The organism is Sphaerisporangium viridialbum (assembly GCF_049674955.1).
Lineage (GTDB): Bacteria > Actinomycetota > Actinomycetes > Streptosporangiales > Streptosporangiaceae > Sphaerisporangium > Sphaerisporangium viridialbum.
In genome coordinates this window covers 7,291,407-7,307,821 of the sequence record NZ_CP187232.1, presented here as the reverse complement: position 1 = coordinate 7,307,821, position 16,415 = coordinate 7,291,407, and the positions used below count along the sequence as shown (strand labels likewise).

Here is a 16,415-nt window from a genome sequence, read left to right as displayed (position 1 = left end):
CGCTGTGCGGCTGACCCCGTTTTGTCGGCGTCGATCGGTAGCGTCCTTCGTGCTTCATTCCAGAGGAGTGGCCGTCGACTTCGACCTGACGACGAAAAAGTCGATGACCCTTTACGTCGGTTGAATCTGCCGGAAAGAAAGCGGCCCGAGACCGCTGGGTCTCGGGCCGCTCCTCGTTGCGGTTACGGTCGAACCTGTATGTTGCCTCCGTTCAGCGGCAGCTGCGCAGTCGGCGTGCCGAGCTGGTAGTACGTGCCGCTGGCGTCCCAGACTCGGATCGCGTAGGTGTCCGGGTTGGTGGTCGCTTTGCCCGAGCCGGGCTCGCCGTTGTCGGTGACGTCCACCTGGAACTGGTTGTTGCCGCCTAGGCTGTACGCGATTCCAGTTGCCCGGTTGACGGCAGTGATCGTGCTCTTCCCGGTGAAGGTGGCGGTGCACACCTTCGGTTTGGTGCTCGTGCAGGACTGTCCCAACGCGGTCATCGCGTTACTCTTGATGGTCCAGTCGTAGTCACCTGCGGGCAGATAGCCACCCGCAGGGTTGGCGACCTGGTCGGCGGTCAGGGTCTTCCGGTAGGTGTACTGGCTGTTGCCCTGGATGTTGCCGTTCTTCAGGTACTTCGCGGTGAACCCGAAGTCGCTCTTCGTACCGAGATTTGGCTCGGTCAACCAGCCGCCGCCGGTTGTGAAGCCGGTGCCGTTCAGCACCAGGTACGAGACCGGCGTGGAGGGTTCGGAGGTCTGCTTGTTGGCGTTGGTCGCGGTCGCGGTCAGGCTGTGCGAGCCGGCCGCGAGACTCGACTCGGGTGTGCACGACCAGCTGCCGGTGAGGTCGGCCTCGGTGGTGCAGACCGTTGTGCTGCCGTCCCTGACGGCGATGGTCGACCACCGTTCGGCGGAGCCTGTGACCGTGACCACGCCGTCGCCCGCCGAGGCGTCGGCCGGCGACGTGATGACCGGCGGGGGCGGCGCCGTCTCGGCCGTGAAGGCCATCAGCTCGGCCACGACCAGGTAGTTGGTCCCGCTGAGCTGTACCTGGATGTAGCGGCCGGTCATCGGCCCGCTGATGGTGGTGGGCCGGCCCATGGTGCCGGTGTCATGGAACGACCAGACCCCGGGCGTCGCCGCCCATGCCGCAGCCGGCTTGTCGTCGGTGAATGGGGTGCTGGACACTAGTACCCAGTAGTCCTTGTCGCGGTCCACCTCTGCCTGGGCGCCCGTCCGGTTCCACACCTGGATCTTGTCGAGGTTGTACACCTGGCCCAGGTCGACTCGCCACCAGGCGTTGGCAGCGGAGTTGGTGTGAGCCATCGCCTGCTGCGTGTAGTCGCCGCTGGTGTTGCCGTCCACGCCCTTGCCCGCGCTCAGGTCGCCGTAGCCGGTCAGCGTGGAGATCTGGGACGCCGGCTTGCCGAGGGCGACGTTGTTACCGCCGACCAGGCCAGACTTGGTCCCGACGCCTGCCGCGTTGGTGACGGTGAGGTCACCCTTGGTCTTGCCAGGGGCGAAGTGCGCGATGAGGTAGTTGGGCGAGACGTACTGCACGAGCTTCGCGGGATAGTCGCCGATGGCCACCTGGGAGTCCGGGCTGAAGCCGGACCCGGAGATCAGCGTGCCGGCGGCGGAGTCGGGGTCGCTCACGATGTAGATCCGCGGCGGCTGCTGGTACAGCAGGTGCTGGTAGGCCGTCTGCAGGCCGGCGTTGGAAAGCAGCGAGTTCGGGATGACGCCGGGGCTCGGGTTGCCGGAGATCTGGACGTTGCCCTGGCTCGTGAAGTTCGCCGCCGGGCCGTTGAAGCTGCAGATGTTGCTGTTGATCGCGCCCACCCGGTAGTTGTTCGTGACCCGAACCGGGCCGGGTGTGGTGCAGCCGCCGTTGAAGCCGCCGCCGTTGCCGTACTCGGCGTTGCCGTCGAGCAGGATGTAGCTGCTGCCCTCGTCGTGGTAGAAGAAGTACCGCGGGCCGGGGTTGCTGAACGCGACGTTTCCGGTGACCTGCAGCGCGTGTTCCCAGGTGTTGTTCGACTGGTGGCCCTGGGTGTACATCGGCCCACCATCGCTGCGGTCACGCATCGTGTTGATGAAGACGTTGTTGCGGATCGCGTTGTCCTGGTTGATGCTCGGGTCCGCGGTCAGGTGGTTGATATCGATGTGGTGGCCGCCCCAGCCGAAGCTCACGCCGGTGTACGGCATGTCCATCAGCTGGTTGTGCTCCACGACGGTGCCTCTCGTGTAGTACACCGAGATGCCCACGCCGCCGGAGAACTCCTCGGCCACGTTGTGCAGGTAGTTGTTGCGGATCGAGTTGTTGATCGCGATCTCGTCCGTGTCGTCGTCGAGCGGCAGCGGGTCGTCCATCGCACCGAGCACGAGGCCGTTGCTGGAGATGTCAGTGAACTCGTTGCCCTCGACGAGGTCGCCGTTGGCGCCGTGGTAGAGCCACAAGCCGGCGTTGCCGATGTGGCGGAACCTGCTGTTGAGGAACTGGACGTTCTTCGTGCCGCTCAGCTGCACCGCCGCGGTCGGCGGTGTGTAGTTCTCGGTGGGGCACTGGCCGGGCAGTTCGCCGGCCGGTGGGAAGACAGGCGGGTTGGTCACGTACTGGCACAGGCCCTGGAAGTTGTAGCCGTTCGGCAGCGTGACGGTGTTGCTCGCCTGGATCTGGGAGAAACCGACGTTGGTGCTCGGCTGGTACCAGGTGGTGTGCGCGTACTCGATGCCCGTGAACGTCACGTTGGCAAGTGGATCGGTCCAACTCGCCTCGCTGTGGACGACGTGCTCGTTGACGGCGAGCACGAAGGTCATGGACGCGGGGTCCTCACCGCTCTTGGGCCAGTAGTAGACCTTGTGCAGGGACTTGTCGTAGTACCAGTCGCCCGCCTTCATGAGCTCGAAGGCGTTCTCGATCCAGGTGGGCTGGGAGTTCGCCGCCAAGCTTGGGAAGCCGCCGGACGGGTTGTCGTTGCCCTGGCCGATCGGCGAGGAGCGGCGCTGGGTGTTCTGCCAGCAGGGCTGCGACATCGTCACCGCGGTGCCCACGATGCTGCCGACCAGGCAGCGGCTCTGGCCCCAGGCCTGGTGGTTGTCGTAGACGAACTCGATCTGGTCGGGGTTCCGCCACGACGCGAGCGAGGAGTTGGCTGCGGTGTAGCCGCCGCTGGCGAAGTTCGAGGTCGGCGTCGTGCGGGTCAGCGTCACGGGGTTGGTGCCCCGCGAGCGTGGCACTCGGACGTCATTGGCATAGAGCCCGCGGGTGCTGATCCCATCGGGGACGTCGACGCTCCAGCGGTTGGGGGCGTCCGCGGCCGGCGCCCAGCCGCTCAGCGGGATGCCGCCGGAGAGGATGGGCCGCTGCGGACCTGCGGGCTTCCACACGATCCGGGACCCGTTACGGCCGGAGTCGGCCGAGGTGAAGGTGAGCGGTTCGGCGAGGTAGTAGGTACCTCCAGCCAGCAGCACGTGGATGTCAGAGTCCATGCCGGCCGCAGCGGTCCGCGCGGAGAGTTGCGCCTGCTGGATCGAGCAGGGCTTGTCGGCGGTGCACGCAGTGCCTGTGCCGTGCGGGGCCGCGTAGATACGGTGCGCCGCCTCGGCGGCAGCGTAGCCCGGGGCGCCGACCGCGACGGCTGCCAAGCCGAGCACCATCGCGATGATGGTGCCGAGATACAGACCACGCCGGGTGCCGGTGCCGCGTCCGGCTGACGGGGCACAGCGCGGTGAGGACGAGGACCGTTTGGCTGCGGGAGGGCTTGTAAGCGGTCGTGGAGTGGGGGGGCGGATCACGGGGGACTCCCAGTCTGCACGGAACCTATAGGAAATTTTATCTAGAATGCAGGGCCGGTGTACGAAGGTCAAGATAAAACCCGGCGTAACATGGCGACACTCAGAGTGGCGGCTCGCGATGAAGACGTCAGCCCTTCGCGACACGAAACGCCGCGGCTGAACGCAGCGCACCAGCGCCATCGCGGGCGCTCCGCGGTGCGCGACGGCAAACGGTGGCGAATGCCCGGCCAGAGGCGGCCGCGAGCGTGGCCAGATCCGCGTCGCCTGCTGCGATGGCCTGATGTTCCGCGATGATCGCGGTGCCGAGCCGCATGCTGTAGCGCTGGCGAACAGATGCAGGTGGCAGTTGGTCCTGACGAACGCCTGAAACAGTTGCTTGTCGCCGGCGAGTTCGGCGATCCGCCGGGGTGTCAGGACCGGTGTGGTGAAGGAGCCGCGCAGCTGCTCCTTGCGGGCCAGGCCCTCGGACTCGAGCTGCGCGGTGCCTTGTCCGGAATCAGTCGAAGGCCGGAAGCTGCCGCTCGCGTGCCCTGGTCAGATGCTCACGCATGGCCTCTTCTGCGTCGTCGGGGCGGCCGGCCTGGATGGCGGCGGCGACACGCTGGTGCTCCTCGCCTGTCGTGCCGGCCTGGGTGTAGGGGAAGTACCGCCGGTGCAGGTGGAGATGGACATGCAAGCGGTCGAGGCCGTCGCGGAGCAAGGGGTTGCCCGACGCCTCGGCGATGAGGTTATGGAACCGGGCGTCGTGCGTGGTGAAGGCCGCATGCCAGCGCCAGCCGTCGGGGTCGTCCCCCTCCGGCGCTATCGATGTGGCGGCCTCCGCGGCGATCGCCTCGCGGTGCTCGGGGGAGGCTCGCTCGGCGGCCCATCGTGCGGCGGCGCACTCGAGCAGCAGCCGCAACTCGAACATGTGGGTGAACTCGGCGCGGGTGAGCAGGGGGCTGATGGTGTAGCCGACGAGGGGGCGCTTGCGGACCAGCCCGTCGGCCTCGAGGCGGGCCAGCGCTTCGCGGACGGGTGTGGGGGAGACGTCGAGTTCGCGGGCCAGCGCGTCGATGTTGACGCGGTCGCCAGGCTGCATGCTGTGCTCGAGGATTAGCGCCCTGAGCGTGTCATACACATCGTCGCCGAGCGTGGACCGCCTGAGTCGGATCGGTTTGGGGGGTGCCATCCAGCCCAATCTTCCTACGAAGTCGGAACATTTCCCCGGGTATCAGGTCTTGACGACCTCGCCGGGGCGGACTATACATCCGGGGAACATCCTATAGGATCTATCCCTCGGAGAGGTGCAGTCATGAATCTACCCCTCACTCGGCTCGGCGGACTGGCTGTCGCTCTGGTGCTCACCGCCGCTGCCACCGCCGGCTGCACCAAGAAGAGCGACGACACAGCGACGGCCGGTGCGACCACCCGGACGCCTGCCCAGGTCAAAATCGCCCTGGTCCCCGGTGGGGCACACCCCTACTTCCAGCCGTGGAAGGACGAGGCCGCCAAGGTGAAGACCGATCTGGGCCTCGGCGACGCCACCTTCAACGAGACCTCCAACTGGGACCAGACCAAGCAGAACGACGTGCTGAAGTCCCTCGCCGCGCAGGGCTACAACGCCTTCGGCATCTTCGGCGTCTCCCCGGAGAACATCAACGCCACCTTCGACGACCTCAAGAAGCAGGGCTTCTGGGTCGCCTCGCTGGCGTCCTGTCCGGCCGGCAGCGTCAACAAGGCGGAGTTCTGCCTGTCCACCGACGTCGAGCTGGCCGCCTACAAGGCGGCGCAGGCCGCGATCCAGGCCATGGGCGGCCAGGGCAACCTCGTGCACCTGACCGGCAACAAGGTGGACTCCAACACCCAGCGCCGCATCGCCGGGGTGCAGAAGGCGGTCGACGAGACCGGCGGGAAGGTCAAGCTCCTGCAGACCGTGACCGACGTGGACAAGGACCTGCAGACGGCGCAGAAGGCCGTCGCCGACCTCCTCGCCGCCAAGGGCGACCAGATCCAGGGCATCGTCAACACGGCCTACAACCCCGCGGTCGCCTCCGCCGAGGGCGTTAAGCAGGCCAAGCTGCCGATCAAGGTCGTCGCGATCGACGACGACAAGACCATCCTCGCCGCCATCCGGGACGGATCGGTCGCCGCCTCCGTGCTGCAGAACCCGGTCGGCCAGGCGTCCGTCGGGTCGTATGCGTTGATGAAGCTCGCGGGCGGCTGCACGATGACGGAGTCGGGAGTGATCATCGACTCCGGCTCCTTCGTCGTCGACAAGGCCAACGTCGACACCTATGACACCGACCGGCAGGCGAAGACGGACGAGCTGAAGAAGACGTTCGACAGCCAGTACCTGTCCTGCAAGTAGTCCTTCACGCCCAGTAGGAGCCTCCCCTTGCCCGCGATCACTCACGCCGAGGCGTATCTCGTCGACCTGGAGGTCGAGACCGTACGCACGGACGCCGTCCAGTCGTTCATCAAGCAGGAGACCGTCTTCGTCGAGATCCAGACCGACGACGGCGGCACCGGCACCGGCTACTCGTACACGATCGGCACCGGTGGTACGGCCGTGCTCGCCCTGCTGCGCGACTACCTGTTACCGAGGCTGGTAGGCGCGGACGCTCGTCGGGTTGAGTCGGTGTGGCACGACCTGTTCGCCGCGACCCGGGCGACCACGGTCGGGGCGATCACCTCCCTCGCCCTCGCCGCCGTCGACACGGCCCTGTGGGACTGGCGGTGCCGCGACGCGGGACAGCCGCTGTGGGTGCTCGCGGGTGGTGCGAAGGACCGCATCCCGCTGTACGACACCGAGGGGGGCTGGCTGCACCTCACCACCGAGGAGCTCATCACCGGTGCGAAGGCCAGCAAGGCCGCGGGCTGGCCCGGGGTGAAGCTCAAGATCGGTCGCTCTCCCGTGGAGGACGCGGAACGGCTGGCCGCCGTCCGCGCGGCCGTCGGGCAGAACTTCGACCTGATGCTCGACGCCAACCAGTCACTCACCGCCGCGGAAGCCATCAGGCGGGCACGGCTCCTCGAACCGTTTGACCCCTACTGGTTCGAGGAGCCGCTGCCGAGCGATGACGTCTCCGGACACCAGGCGCTGGCCGCGTCCGCCTCGATCCCCGTTGCGGTCGGAGAGTCGCTCTACTCGGTGGCGCAGTTCCGCGAGTATCTCCACCGGCAGGCGGCCGGCATCGTACAGGTGGACGTGGCGCGCATCGGCGGAATCACCCCGTGGCTCAAGGTCGCGCACCTGGCCGAGGCGTACAACGTGCCGGTCTGCCCGCACTTCCTCATGGAGCTGCACGTGAGCCTCTGCTGCGCCGTGCCGAACAGCCGCTACCTGGAGCACATCCCACAGCTCAGGGCGATCACCCGCCGGGAGACCGAAATCGTCGACGGGCACGCCCTGCCGCCTACGACTCCGGGGCTCGGCATCGAGTGGGACCGTGACGCGATCGACGACCGGAGAGTCCGGTGAGCACGCAGACCACGTCTCCATCCGAGGCGCCGGCGGCGGGCTCGCCGGAACCGCGCAGGACGTCGATGATGCCGCTCTGGGCCAACCCGCGCATCGGCCTGCTCATCCTGCTGATCGCCCTCGTCGCGCTCTTCACCGCGCTGCGTCCCGCGTTCATGGACACCACGCTCACGCTGGTGCCGCTGCAGTCGGACATCAGCGTGTACGCGGTGGTCGGCCTCTCCCAGCTGGCGGTCCTGTCGCTCGGGCACATGAACATGGCCGTCGGCCGCATGGCCGCGATGAGCGCGTTCGCCATGGGGCTCGCCTATGACCGGCTCGGCTTGCCGCTGGTGATCAGCCTGGTGATCGGGCTGATCGTCGGGATGTTGCTGGGCGCGCTCGCCGGGCTGATCATCTCGCGTACCGGGGTCAACTCGTTCGTGGTAACGCTGGCGATGGACTTCGCCCTGGTGGGTCTCATCACGATCCTCTACAGCCGGTTCACCGACGGCGTCGCCTTCAGCGGTCAGCCCGCCGGCATGGATGCCCTGCGCAACGACACGTTCGCCGACTACTGCACGGGCGACATCTGCGGCCCCAACATCCCCTTGGTCGTGCCGATCGCGCTTGTCGCGGCGCTCGTGGTGGGGTTGCTGTTCCGCTTCAGCAGGCTGGGCCGCGAGATCCTGATGACCGGCGCCAACGGAAAGGCCGCCGAGCTGTCCGGCATCCCCATCCGGAACCGGGTGGTGCAGGCGCACGCGCTCAGCGGGCTGCTCGCCGGGCTCGCCGGTTTCCTGCTCGCCGCGAACAACGGAGCGTTCTCGGCGAGCATCGGCGACTCGTTCCTGCTGCCGTCGTTCCTCGGCCCGGTGCTCGGCGGCACGCTGCTGGCCGGTGGCGCCGTCAGCATCCTCGGCACGGTGCTGGGCGCGACGCTCACCCAGGTCATCTACAAGGGGCTGAACCTGCTGCAGTTCCAGCTCGACCAGCTCAATCTCTACATCGGCATGGTGCTGCTGGTCGCGCTGTCGCTTGACCGGGTGCGCCACGTCGTCGCAGAACGAAGGGGGGTGCGGGTATGAGCACCGGTACCACGACGGCCGGCCGTACCGCTCTCGGCGGGAGGCTCAAGGAGGTCACCGTCCGGCCGGAGTTCACCCTCGCCGTGCTCGCCCTCGCCGGCTTCGTCGCGCTTGCCATCGCCACGGACGGCAATCTGCTCTCCCGCGGCACGCTGGACGCGTTCTTCCGGTTCCTCGCCGTCCCGATCGTCATCGGGCTCTCCCAGATGGTGGTGCTGGCCATCGGCCAGATGAACCTGTCGGTCGGCGCGCTCACGGGCCTGTGCGCCATGGTCGCGGCATGGCTCATGCTCGAAGCCGGCCTGCCCGCCCCATTGGCCGTGCTGGGCGCGCTCGGGGTCGGCCTCGCCGCCGGTCTCGTCAACGGGCTGCTCGTCGTGTTCACCCGGATCAACGGCTTCATCGTGACCCTCGCCACCATGACGATCATCGTGGGGCTGCGGTACGGGGTGAACGGCCCGGGCACCTTCCAGGGCTACTCGCAAGGGCTGCGCGACCTCGGCACCGCCTCAGTGCTCGGCCTGCCGGTCGTCTTCGTCCTCGCGCTGGTGGTGGCCGCCCTGGTGGCCATGTTCTTCGGCCGCACGGTCACCGGCCGGCAGTTGCTGGCAACCGGCGGCAGCCCGTTCGCCGCCCGGCTGTCCGGTGTCTCCAACGACCGGTCGATCGTCATCGCGCACGGGCTCAGCGGCCTGCTCGCCGGGGTCGCCGCCATCATCACGGTCGCCGCCTCCGGCTCCGTCAATTACAGCATCGGCGACGATCTGCTGCTGCCGAGCTTCGCCGCGCCGATCATCGGCGGGGTGGCGCTCACCGGCGGAGTGGTCAGCGTTGTCGGCACCTGCCTTGCGGCGTTCCTGGTCCGGCTGGTCGACGTCATGCAGGCGCAGTTCGATATCAACCCGCGCTGGATCGATCTGATCATCGGCGCGGTCGTCCTCGGTGCGGTGCTGCTCGGCACCGTACGACAGAAGTTGTCGAAGGGGTCGTCATGATGCTCACCGCCGAGAGCCTGGTGAAGACGTTCCCGGGAGTGCGCGCGCTGGACGGCGCCACCCTGCGGCTCGCCGCGGGCAGCGTGCACGCCCTCCTGGGCGAGAACGGCGCAGGCAAGAGCACGCTCATCAAGATCATTACCGGCGTGTACCGGCCGGACGGCGGGAGGGTCCTGCTCGGCGACACCGAGTTGCACATGAACGGGCCGCTCGACGCCCAGCGGGCCGGCATCGGCGTGGTCCACCAGGAGCGCAACCTGATCCCCGAGTTCTCCATCGCGGAGAACATCGTGCTGCACCACCTGCCGCGGCGCTTCGGGCTGGTCGACCGGGCGCGGATGCGTGCCGAGGCCCGCCGCTGCCTTGACCTGCTCGACCTGGACCTCGACCCGGACACCCCGGTCTCCCGGCTGTCCGTGGCGCAGGCGCAGCTGGTTGAGATCGCCAAGGCGCTGAGCGTCGACAGCAAGGTGCTGCTGCTCGACGAGCCGACCGCGTCGCTCACCGGGGATGAGGCCGACCGGCTCTACGGGATCGTGCGCAGGCTGCGCGACAGCGGGCACGCCGTCGTGCTGGTGAGCCACAAGCTGGAGGAGGTCTTCGCGGTCGCGGACACGGTCACCGTGCTGCGCGACGGGCGCAGCGTGGCCGAGGCCAAGCCGCTCGCCGACTATACGCAGGACCAGATCGTCGACCTCATGGTCGGGCGAGCGTACTCCTCGGTCCGCCTCGCCGAGCGTCACGTCGACCCGGAGACGGCGCCGGCCTTGCGACTCGACAAGGTGTGCACCGCGCGGGGCCACCGCGACATCTCCCTGTCCGTACGCCCGGGGGAGATCCTCGGACTGTACGGCCTGGTCGGGGCCGGCCGCAGCGAACTGGCCAAGGCGCTGCTCGGGCTCGACCGGATCACGTCGGGAACGGTGGAGGTGCAGGGCCGTCCGGTGCGTATCCGCGATGTCGGTGATGCGCTTCGCCGCTACCGGATCGGCTACGTGACGGAGAACCGCAAGGAAGAGGGCCTCTTCCTCGACCAGCCGATCACCCGCAACGTCGGTGTCACCGTGTGGCGGGGCCTGGCCAGGGCCGGGCTGGTGACCGATGGGGCGGAACGTCGCCTGGTGGCCCAGTACGTCAACCGGCTGGGCATCCGGATCTCTTCGCCTTCCCAGCTCGCGGGCCAGCTCTCCGGCGGCAACCAGCAGAAGGTCAGCCTCGCGAAGTGGCTCGCCGCCAACTGCGAGATCCTGATCGTGGACGAACCGACGGTCGGCATCGACGTTCGCACCAAGGCGGCGTTCCATGAGCTGATCGCCGAACTGGCCGGTTCCGGGCTGGCGCTGCTGCTGATCTCGTCAGACCTGCCGGAGATCGTCACCCTCGCCGACCGGATCGCGGTGATGAACGACTTCAGCCTCCGCGGCGAGCTGGTCAACGACCACGACTACGCCCGGATGAGCCAGGCGATCATACGGTTGATCCACGCGGGGACCGGCCCTGAGCGGCCACCCGCGGGTGAGGGTGAAGCGGCATGAATCCCACTGATCGGGTCCGGCTGGGCCGGACGGACGTGCAGGTGACCCGGCTCGGCCTCGGGCTCGCCCCGCTCGCCGGGCTCTACCGGGAGGTCGGCGACGGGCAGGCGTACGCCACCGTCGAGCAGGCCTGGGAACTCGGCTTCCGATACTTCGACACCGCGCCGCTGTACGGCAGCGGGCTCTCCGAGCGGCGCGCGGGCCGGGTACTGGCCGGCAAACCCCGCGCGGAGTTCGCCGTCTCCACAAAGGTCGGTCGCCGGCTTGTCGGGTCCGGTGGCCGGGAGGCCGCCCCCGACCCCGGCGACCGGAACGATACCATCTGGGCCGAGCCGACAGACGTCGTGCCAATCCGGGACTTCAGCTCCGAGGGGGTGCTGCGGTCCTACGCGGAGAGCCTGGACCGGCTCGGCCTGGAGCGGGCCGACGTGCTGCACATCCACGACCCCGACGACCATTACCCCGAGGCGCTCGCCGGGGCCCTACCGGCTCTGGTACGGCTCCGCGCCGAGGGCCGGATCGGGGCGGTCTCGGTCGGGATGAACCAGACCGAGATGCTGGCGGACTTCGTCCGTACCGGTGAAGTCGACTGCGTGCTGCTCGCCGGCCGGTACACGCTGCTCGACCAGTCCGGCCTCGCCGAACTGCTACCGCTGGCCGCCGAGCAGGGGGTTTCCGTCATCGCCGGGGGTGTCTACAACTCCGGCCTGCTCGCCGACCCCAAGCCCGGCGCCACCTATGACTACCTCCCCGCCCCGGCCGGCCTGCTGGCTCGGGCGCTCGCCGTACAAGAGATCTGCGCCCGGCACGACGTGCCGCTGCGGGCCGCCGCGATCCAGTTCCCGCTCGGCCACCCGGCGGTCGTGAGCGTCGTCATCGGCGCCCGCTCGCCTGCTGAGGTGGCCGACGCCGTGGCGATGTTCTCCCACCACATCCCGGACCGGCTCTGGCAGGACCTGCGCCGCGAAGGGCTGCTCCCCGAGGAGGTGCCGACGCCGTGATCATCGACTCCCACCAGCATCTCTGGACCGCCGACTACCCATGGCTGGCCGATCCGGCGCTCGACCGGATCCGCCGCGACTACGGCGTGGAGGACCTGCGGAAGAACCTGCGCGCCGCGGGCGTCGACCGGACGGTCCTGGTCGAGGCCGGCCGGTGTGACGCCGCCGAGACCACCGAGTTCCTGGCGACCGCGGCGGCGACCCCGGAGATCGCCGGTGTCGTCGGCTGGGCGTCGCTCACCGACCCCACCCTGGCCGACGTCATCGCCGGCCATCGGGCCGGGACCGGGGGTCACCTGCTCGTCGGCATCCGGGACCAGGTGCAGGGCCATCCCGACGACTTCCTCGACCGGCTCGATGTGCGGGCGGGTCTGCGCGCGGTCGCCGCGGCCGGACTCGTCAACGAGGTGGTCGTGCGTGGCCCGCAACTGCCGTCGGTGGCCAGGGCGGCGCGGGCGCTGCCGGACTCCCGGTTCGTCCTCGACCACCTCGGCAAGCCGAGGGTCGCCGCTGGCGCGGGGGGTGTGGACGAATGGCGCGCCCTCATCGCCCCGGTGGCCGCATGCCCGAACGTCGTGGCGAAGATGTCCGGCCTCGTGGCCGAGGCCGACTGGTCCCACTGGACGGTCGAAGACCTGCGTCCCTTTGTCGAGACCGCCGTGGAGATGTTCGGCGGCGGCCGGCTCATGTTCGGGTCGGACTGGCCGGTCTGCGAGGTGGCGGCCTCCTACACCGAAGTTCGCGCGGCGTTCGAGGAGATCCTCGGCGGGACGCCCGACGACATCTTCGCGACCACGGCGATCAGCATCTATCAGTTGGAGATCTCATGAGGTACATGCGGGTGGGCCCGGCGGGGGCCGAGCGCCCCGTGGCTCACGTCGACGGTCGATACTTTGACCTGTCCGGCGTCACCAGGGACATCGACGGGGCATTTCTCGCCTCCGGCGGTGTCGGCGCCGACCAGGCTGTCCGGTTGCCGGAAATCGACGTCGCGGGGCAGCGGATCGGTGCGCCGATCGCCCGGCCGGGTGTCGTGCTCTGCATCGGCCAGAACTACGCCGCCCACGCGGCCGAGTCGGGCAGCGAGCCGCCCGAAGTGCCGATCATCTTCTACAAGGCGCCGAACACGGTCGTCGGGCCGTACGACGACGTGCTCGTCCCGCGCGGCTCGAAGAAGACGGACTGGGAGGTCGAGCTGGCCGTCGTCATCGGTCGGACCGCCCGCTATATCGAGTCGCCGGAGGTGGCGCTCGACTATGTGGCGGGGTACGCCGTCTCGAACGACGTCTCCGAGCGGGATTTCCAGCTCGCCGTCTCCGGCGGGCAGTGGTCTAAGGGCAAGTCATGCGAAACGTTCAACCCGCTCGGCCCGTGGCTCGTGACTCCCGACGAGGCGGGCGACCCGCGCGCCTTCGGCCTGCGATCGTGGGTGAACGGCGAGCCCAGGCAGGACTCCACCACGGCTGACATGATCTTCGATGTCGCCTACCTGATCTGGCACCTGTCGCAGTACACGGTGCTCGAACCCGGCGATGTCATCAACACGGGCACGCCGCAGGGTGTGGCCCTGTCCGGTCGGTTCCCCTACCTCGCGCCGGGCGACGTGATGGAGGTCGAGATCGATGGTCTCGGCCGGCAGCGCTCGGCCTTGCGGGCGGCGGAATGAAAATCACCGCGGTCGAGACGCACGACATCCGCTTTCCGACCTCGCGGCAGCTCGACGGCTCCGACGCCATGAACCCCGACCCGGACTATTCCGCCGCCTACCTGATCCTGCGTACGGATGCGGGCATGGACGGGCATGGGTTCACGTTCACGATCGGCCGGGGCAACGACGTCTGCCGGGCCGCCATCGACGCCCTTGCCCCGCTCGTGGTCGGCCAGCCGGTGGACGACCTGGGGGAGTTCGCCAGGCGCCTCACCCGTGATTCCCAGCTGCGCTGGCTCGGCCCGGAGAAGGGCGTGATCCACTTGGCGACGGCGGCTGTCGTCAACGCCGCGTGGGACCTGGCCGCGCGGGTCGCGGGCAAGCCGGTGTGGCGGCTGCTCGCCGACATGAGTCCGGAGCAGCTTGTCGACCTCGTCGACTGGCGCTATCTCACCGACGCCCTCACCCCCGCCGAGGCGCTCGACCTCCTCAAGGCGGCCAGTCCGGGCAAGCAGGAACGCATCGCCGAGCTCGAACGGCACGGGTACCCGGCGTACACGACGTCGCCGGGCTGGCTCGGCTACGACGACGCCAAGCTCGTACGGCTCGCCAAGCAGGCCGTCGCCGACGGATACACGCAGATCAAGCTCAAGGTCGGCGCCGACCTCGATGACGACCTGCGCAGGATGGCCCTGGCCAGGGAGGCGGTCGGACCGGGGATTCGCATCGCCGTTGACGCGAACCAGCGCTGGGACGTCGCCGACGCGGTCGAATGGATGACCGCGCTCGCGCCGTACGACCCGTGGTGGATCGAAGAGCCCACCAGCCCCGACGACGTGCTCGGGCACGCCGCCATCAGGCGCGCCCTGGCCGCCGCGGGCCCGGGCGGGCGGCCGGTCAAGGTCGCCACCGGCGAGCACATGCAGAACCGGATCATCTTCAAGCAGCTCCTGCAGGCCGATGCGGTCGACTTCGTGCAGATCGACGCGTGCCGGGTCGCCGGGGTCAACGAGAACATCGCGATCCTGCTGCTCGCCGCTAGGTACGGCAGGCCGGTCTGCCCGCACGCGGGCGGCGTCGGGCTGTGTGAGCTGGTCCAGCACCTGTCGATGTTCGACTACGCCGCGGTCTCCGGATCGCTGCAGGACCGGGTCATCGAGTACGTCGACCACCTGCACGAGCACTTCGTCGATCCGGTGGTGATCTCCAACGGGGCGTACATGCCGCCCAGCGCGCCCGGCTTCTCCGCGGAGCTGCGGCCCGAGACGCTGGCCGTGTTCTCCTACCCGAACGGCCCGGCATGGCGTTGATCCACGTCGAGCTGGCCACCGGGCACGCGCAGATGCGTCCGGCCGGTGACTTCGACGGGCCGGTCGCCGCGCTGCGGGTGCTTCTCGACGCCATCGACGGCCCGGTCGAGCCGGCCGACGCGCCGCTGGCGCTCGTGGCGAGCAGTGTCGCCGGGGTGGCGGGGCCTGGGCTGGCGCGGTGCGCCGCCGTCGGGCTCTCGCCGCTGTCCGGCGGTGTCGCGGAGACGCGGGCGGAAGGTCCGTACGCCGCGGGGCTGCGGGCGGCCGGGGTCACCGGCGTGGTGCTGCACGGCCGGGCAGCCGGACCTGTCTGCGTGGTGGTCGAGGCGGGGCAGGCCAGGCTCGACCCGGCCGGAGAGTTATGGGGACTGGAGACCGGCCCGGCCACCGACGCCCTGCTCGCCAGGTACGGCGCCGGCGCCGCGGTGGCGGTGATCGGGCCGGCCGGTGAGCACGGTGTGCGGTACGCCTCGATCGTCACCTGCGGGGACCATCCGCTGCCCAGGCTCGGACTGGGCGCGGTGCTCGGCACCAAGAACGTCAAGGCGGTCGTCTGCGTCGGTGGATCCACGCCGCCGGTCGCCGATTCCGACGCGCTGGGCCGGGTAGCCGCCGACTACGCGGCGGCGCTGCCCGGCAATCCGCTCACCGCCTGGCAGCATGGCGAGCCGGGTTTCGGGGTCTGGTCGGCCGAGCCCGGCTATGCGCCGGTGGCCGGTTTCGCCGACACCACCTCGCGCGGCGGCGTCGGCACCGCGCCTGCGCTGGAGCGGATCGCCGCCTGTCCCGGCTGCCCGACCGACTGCATCAAGGTCTACGCCGGGGCGGCGCTGCATCAGGAGGCGCTCGCCATGCTCGGGCCCAATCTTGGCGTCGCCGATCCGTGGGCCGTGCACGCGAGGTGCATGCAGCTCGGGCTGGACCCGGTGTCGCTAGGCGGCACCCTCGCGGCCGCGGGCGTGCCGGCTGCCGAGGTGCCTTCCGTGATCGAGCGGATCGGGGCCGGAGGCGACCCGCTCGGCGAGGGTTCGGCCAGGATCGCCCCGGACCATGCCATGGCGAGCAAGGGGGTGGAGTTGCCGCCCTTCGACCCGCGGGTGCAGCCGAACCTCGGACTCGGGTACGCGGTCGCACCGATCGGGCCGCGCTACGACATCATCGAGCACGATCTCGACTTCGACCCGGCCGAGGGCCTGCCCCACAGCTATCCGGAAATGGCGGGATTGGGCGTGAGCGTACCGCGCCCGCGGGGTGAGATCGATGTTGTCCGCACCGCGCAGCTCCTGCGGCTGTGGAGCGGTCTCGACGCGCTCGGCATCTGCCCGTACGCCGCGACGCCCACCCGTCCGCTCACGCTTGCGCAGGTGGAGGCGCTGGTTGAGGCGGTCACCGGTGAGCGGCCCGACGTGCTGTCGCTCGGCGCGGAGCGGCTGCGGCTGCAGCGGGAGGTGAACCGGCGGCTCCGCATCAGTCTCGAGGCGGACACCCTCCCCGACAGGTTCTTCAACGAGCCAGTCGCCACCGGAAGGTACGCCGGTGCGGTCCTCGACCGGGAGGCGTTCATGGCCGCGGTGGCCGAGCTGCACCGCGAGCTCGGGTTCATTTGAAAGGAAG

13 protein-coding genes are annotated in these 16,415 nt (G+C 69.3%); 10 read left to right on the top strand and 3 right to left on the bottom strand.

The features are described from left to right. Nucleotides 1-182 precede the first annotated feature (182 nt). From ACOZ38_RS33000 to ACOZ38_RS32990, 3 genes are all read right to left on the bottom strand, one after another. A complete protein-coding gene (locus tag ACOZ38_RS33000; RefSeq protein ID WP_424534973.1) occupies nt 183-3,644 on the bottom strand; it encodes a right-handed parallel beta-helix repeat-containing protein in 3,462 nt (1,153 codons plus the stop codon). 265 nt (nt 3,645-3,909) lie between these two features. Beyond that, nucleotides 3,910-4,095: a hypothetical protein gene (locus tag ACOZ38_RS32995; RefSeq protein WP_424534972.1), complete on the bottom strand. Its 186-nt coding sequence runs from the start codon at nt 4,093-4,095 to the stop codon at nt 3,910-3,912. A 183-nt stretch (nt 4,096-4,278) separates the two neighbouring features. Next, nucleotides 4,279-4,953: a GntR family transcriptional regulator gene (locus tag ACOZ38_RS32990; RefSeq protein ID WP_424534971.1), complete on the bottom strand. Its 675-nt coding sequence runs from the start codon at nt 4,951-4,953 to the stop codon at nt 4,279-4,281. Between the two features lie 123 nt (nt 4,954-5,076). Here ACOZ38_RS32990 and ACOZ38_RS32985 point away from each other — a divergent pair, with 123 nt between their 5' ends. Genes ACOZ38_RS32985 through ACOZ38_RS32940 form a run of 10 tightly spaced genes read left to right on the top strand, consistent with a single transcriptional unit; the run spans nt 5,077 to nt 16,408 of the window. Beyond that, a complete protein-coding gene (locus ACOZ38_RS32985) occupies nt 5,077-6,132 on the top strand; it encodes a sugar ABC transporter substrate-binding protein (protein WP_424534970.1) in 1,056 nt (351 codons plus the stop codon). 27 nt (nt 6,133-6,159) lie between these two features. After that, on the top strand, nt 6,160-7,245 hold the full coding sequence (locus tag ACOZ38_RS32980; protein WP_424534969.1) for a mandelate racemase/muconate lactonizing enzyme family protein: 1,086 nt from the start codon (nt 6,160-6,162) through the stop codon (nt 7,243-7,245). Further along, nucleotides 7,242-8,312 (top strand): ABC transporter permease, encoded by a 1,071-nt coding sequence (locus tag ACOZ38_RS32975; protein ID WP_424534968.1) that lies wholly within the window; start codon nt 7,242-7,244, stop codon nt 8,310-8,312. The genes ACOZ38_RS32980 and ACOZ38_RS32975 overlap by 4 nt, the downstream gene beginning before the upstream one ends. Continuing rightward, nucleotides 8,309-9,307 carry an ABC transporter permease gene (locus tag ACOZ38_RS32970; protein ID WP_405139668.1) on the top strand — a complete coding sequence of 333 codons (999 nt, stop codon included), beginning with the start codon at nt 8,309-8,311 and terminating at the stop codon, nt 9,305-9,307. Before ACOZ38_RS32975 ends, ACOZ38_RS32970 begins: the two co-directional genes overlap by 4 nt. Further along, nucleotides 9,304-10,842 carry a sugar ABC transporter ATP-binding protein gene (locus ACOZ38_RS32965; RefSeq protein ID WP_424534967.1) on the top strand — a complete coding sequence of 513 codons (1,539 nt, stop codon included), beginning with the start codon at nt 9,304-9,306 and terminating at the stop codon, nt 10,840-10,842. The genes ACOZ38_RS32970 and ACOZ38_RS32965 overlap by 4 nt, the downstream gene beginning before the upstream one ends. Continuing rightward, complete coding sequence (locus tag ACOZ38_RS32960; RefSeq protein ID WP_424534966.1) at nt 10,839-11,843, top strand: aldo/keto reductase; 1,005 nt, start codon at nt 10,839-10,841, stop codon at nt 11,841-11,843. Before ACOZ38_RS32965 ends, ACOZ38_RS32960 begins: the two co-directional genes overlap by 4 nt. After that, nucleotides 11,840-12,673 carry an amidohydrolase family protein gene (locus tag ACOZ38_RS32955; protein ID WP_405139662.1) on the top strand — a complete coding sequence of 278 codons (834 nt, stop codon included), beginning with the start codon at nt 11,840-11,842 and terminating at the stop codon, nt 12,671-12,673. The genes ACOZ38_RS32960 and ACOZ38_RS32955 overlap by 4 nt, the downstream gene beginning before the upstream one ends. Then, nucleotides 12,670-13,509, top strand: a complete 840-nt coding sequence (locus ACOZ38_RS32950) for a fumarylacetoacetate hydrolase family protein (protein WP_424534965.1) — start codon at nt 12,670-12,672, stop codon at nt 13,507-13,509. Before ACOZ38_RS32955 ends, ACOZ38_RS32950 begins: the two co-directional genes overlap by 4 nt. Next, a complete protein-coding gene (locus ACOZ38_RS32945; protein ID WP_424534964.1) occupies nt 13,506-14,801 on the top strand; it encodes an L-fuconate dehydratase in 1,296 nt (431 codons plus the stop codon). The genes ACOZ38_RS32950 and ACOZ38_RS32945 overlap by 4 nt, the downstream gene beginning before the upstream one ends. After that, nucleotides 14,792-16,408 (top strand): aldehyde ferredoxin oxidoreductase N-terminal domain-containing protein, encoded by a 1,617-nt coding sequence (locus ACOZ38_RS32940; RefSeq protein WP_424534963.1) that lies wholly within the window; start codon nt 14,792-14,794, stop codon nt 16,406-16,408. Before ACOZ38_RS32945 ends, ACOZ38_RS32940 begins: the two co-directional genes overlap by 10 nt. Nucleotides 16,409-16,415: the final 7 nt, after the last annotated feature.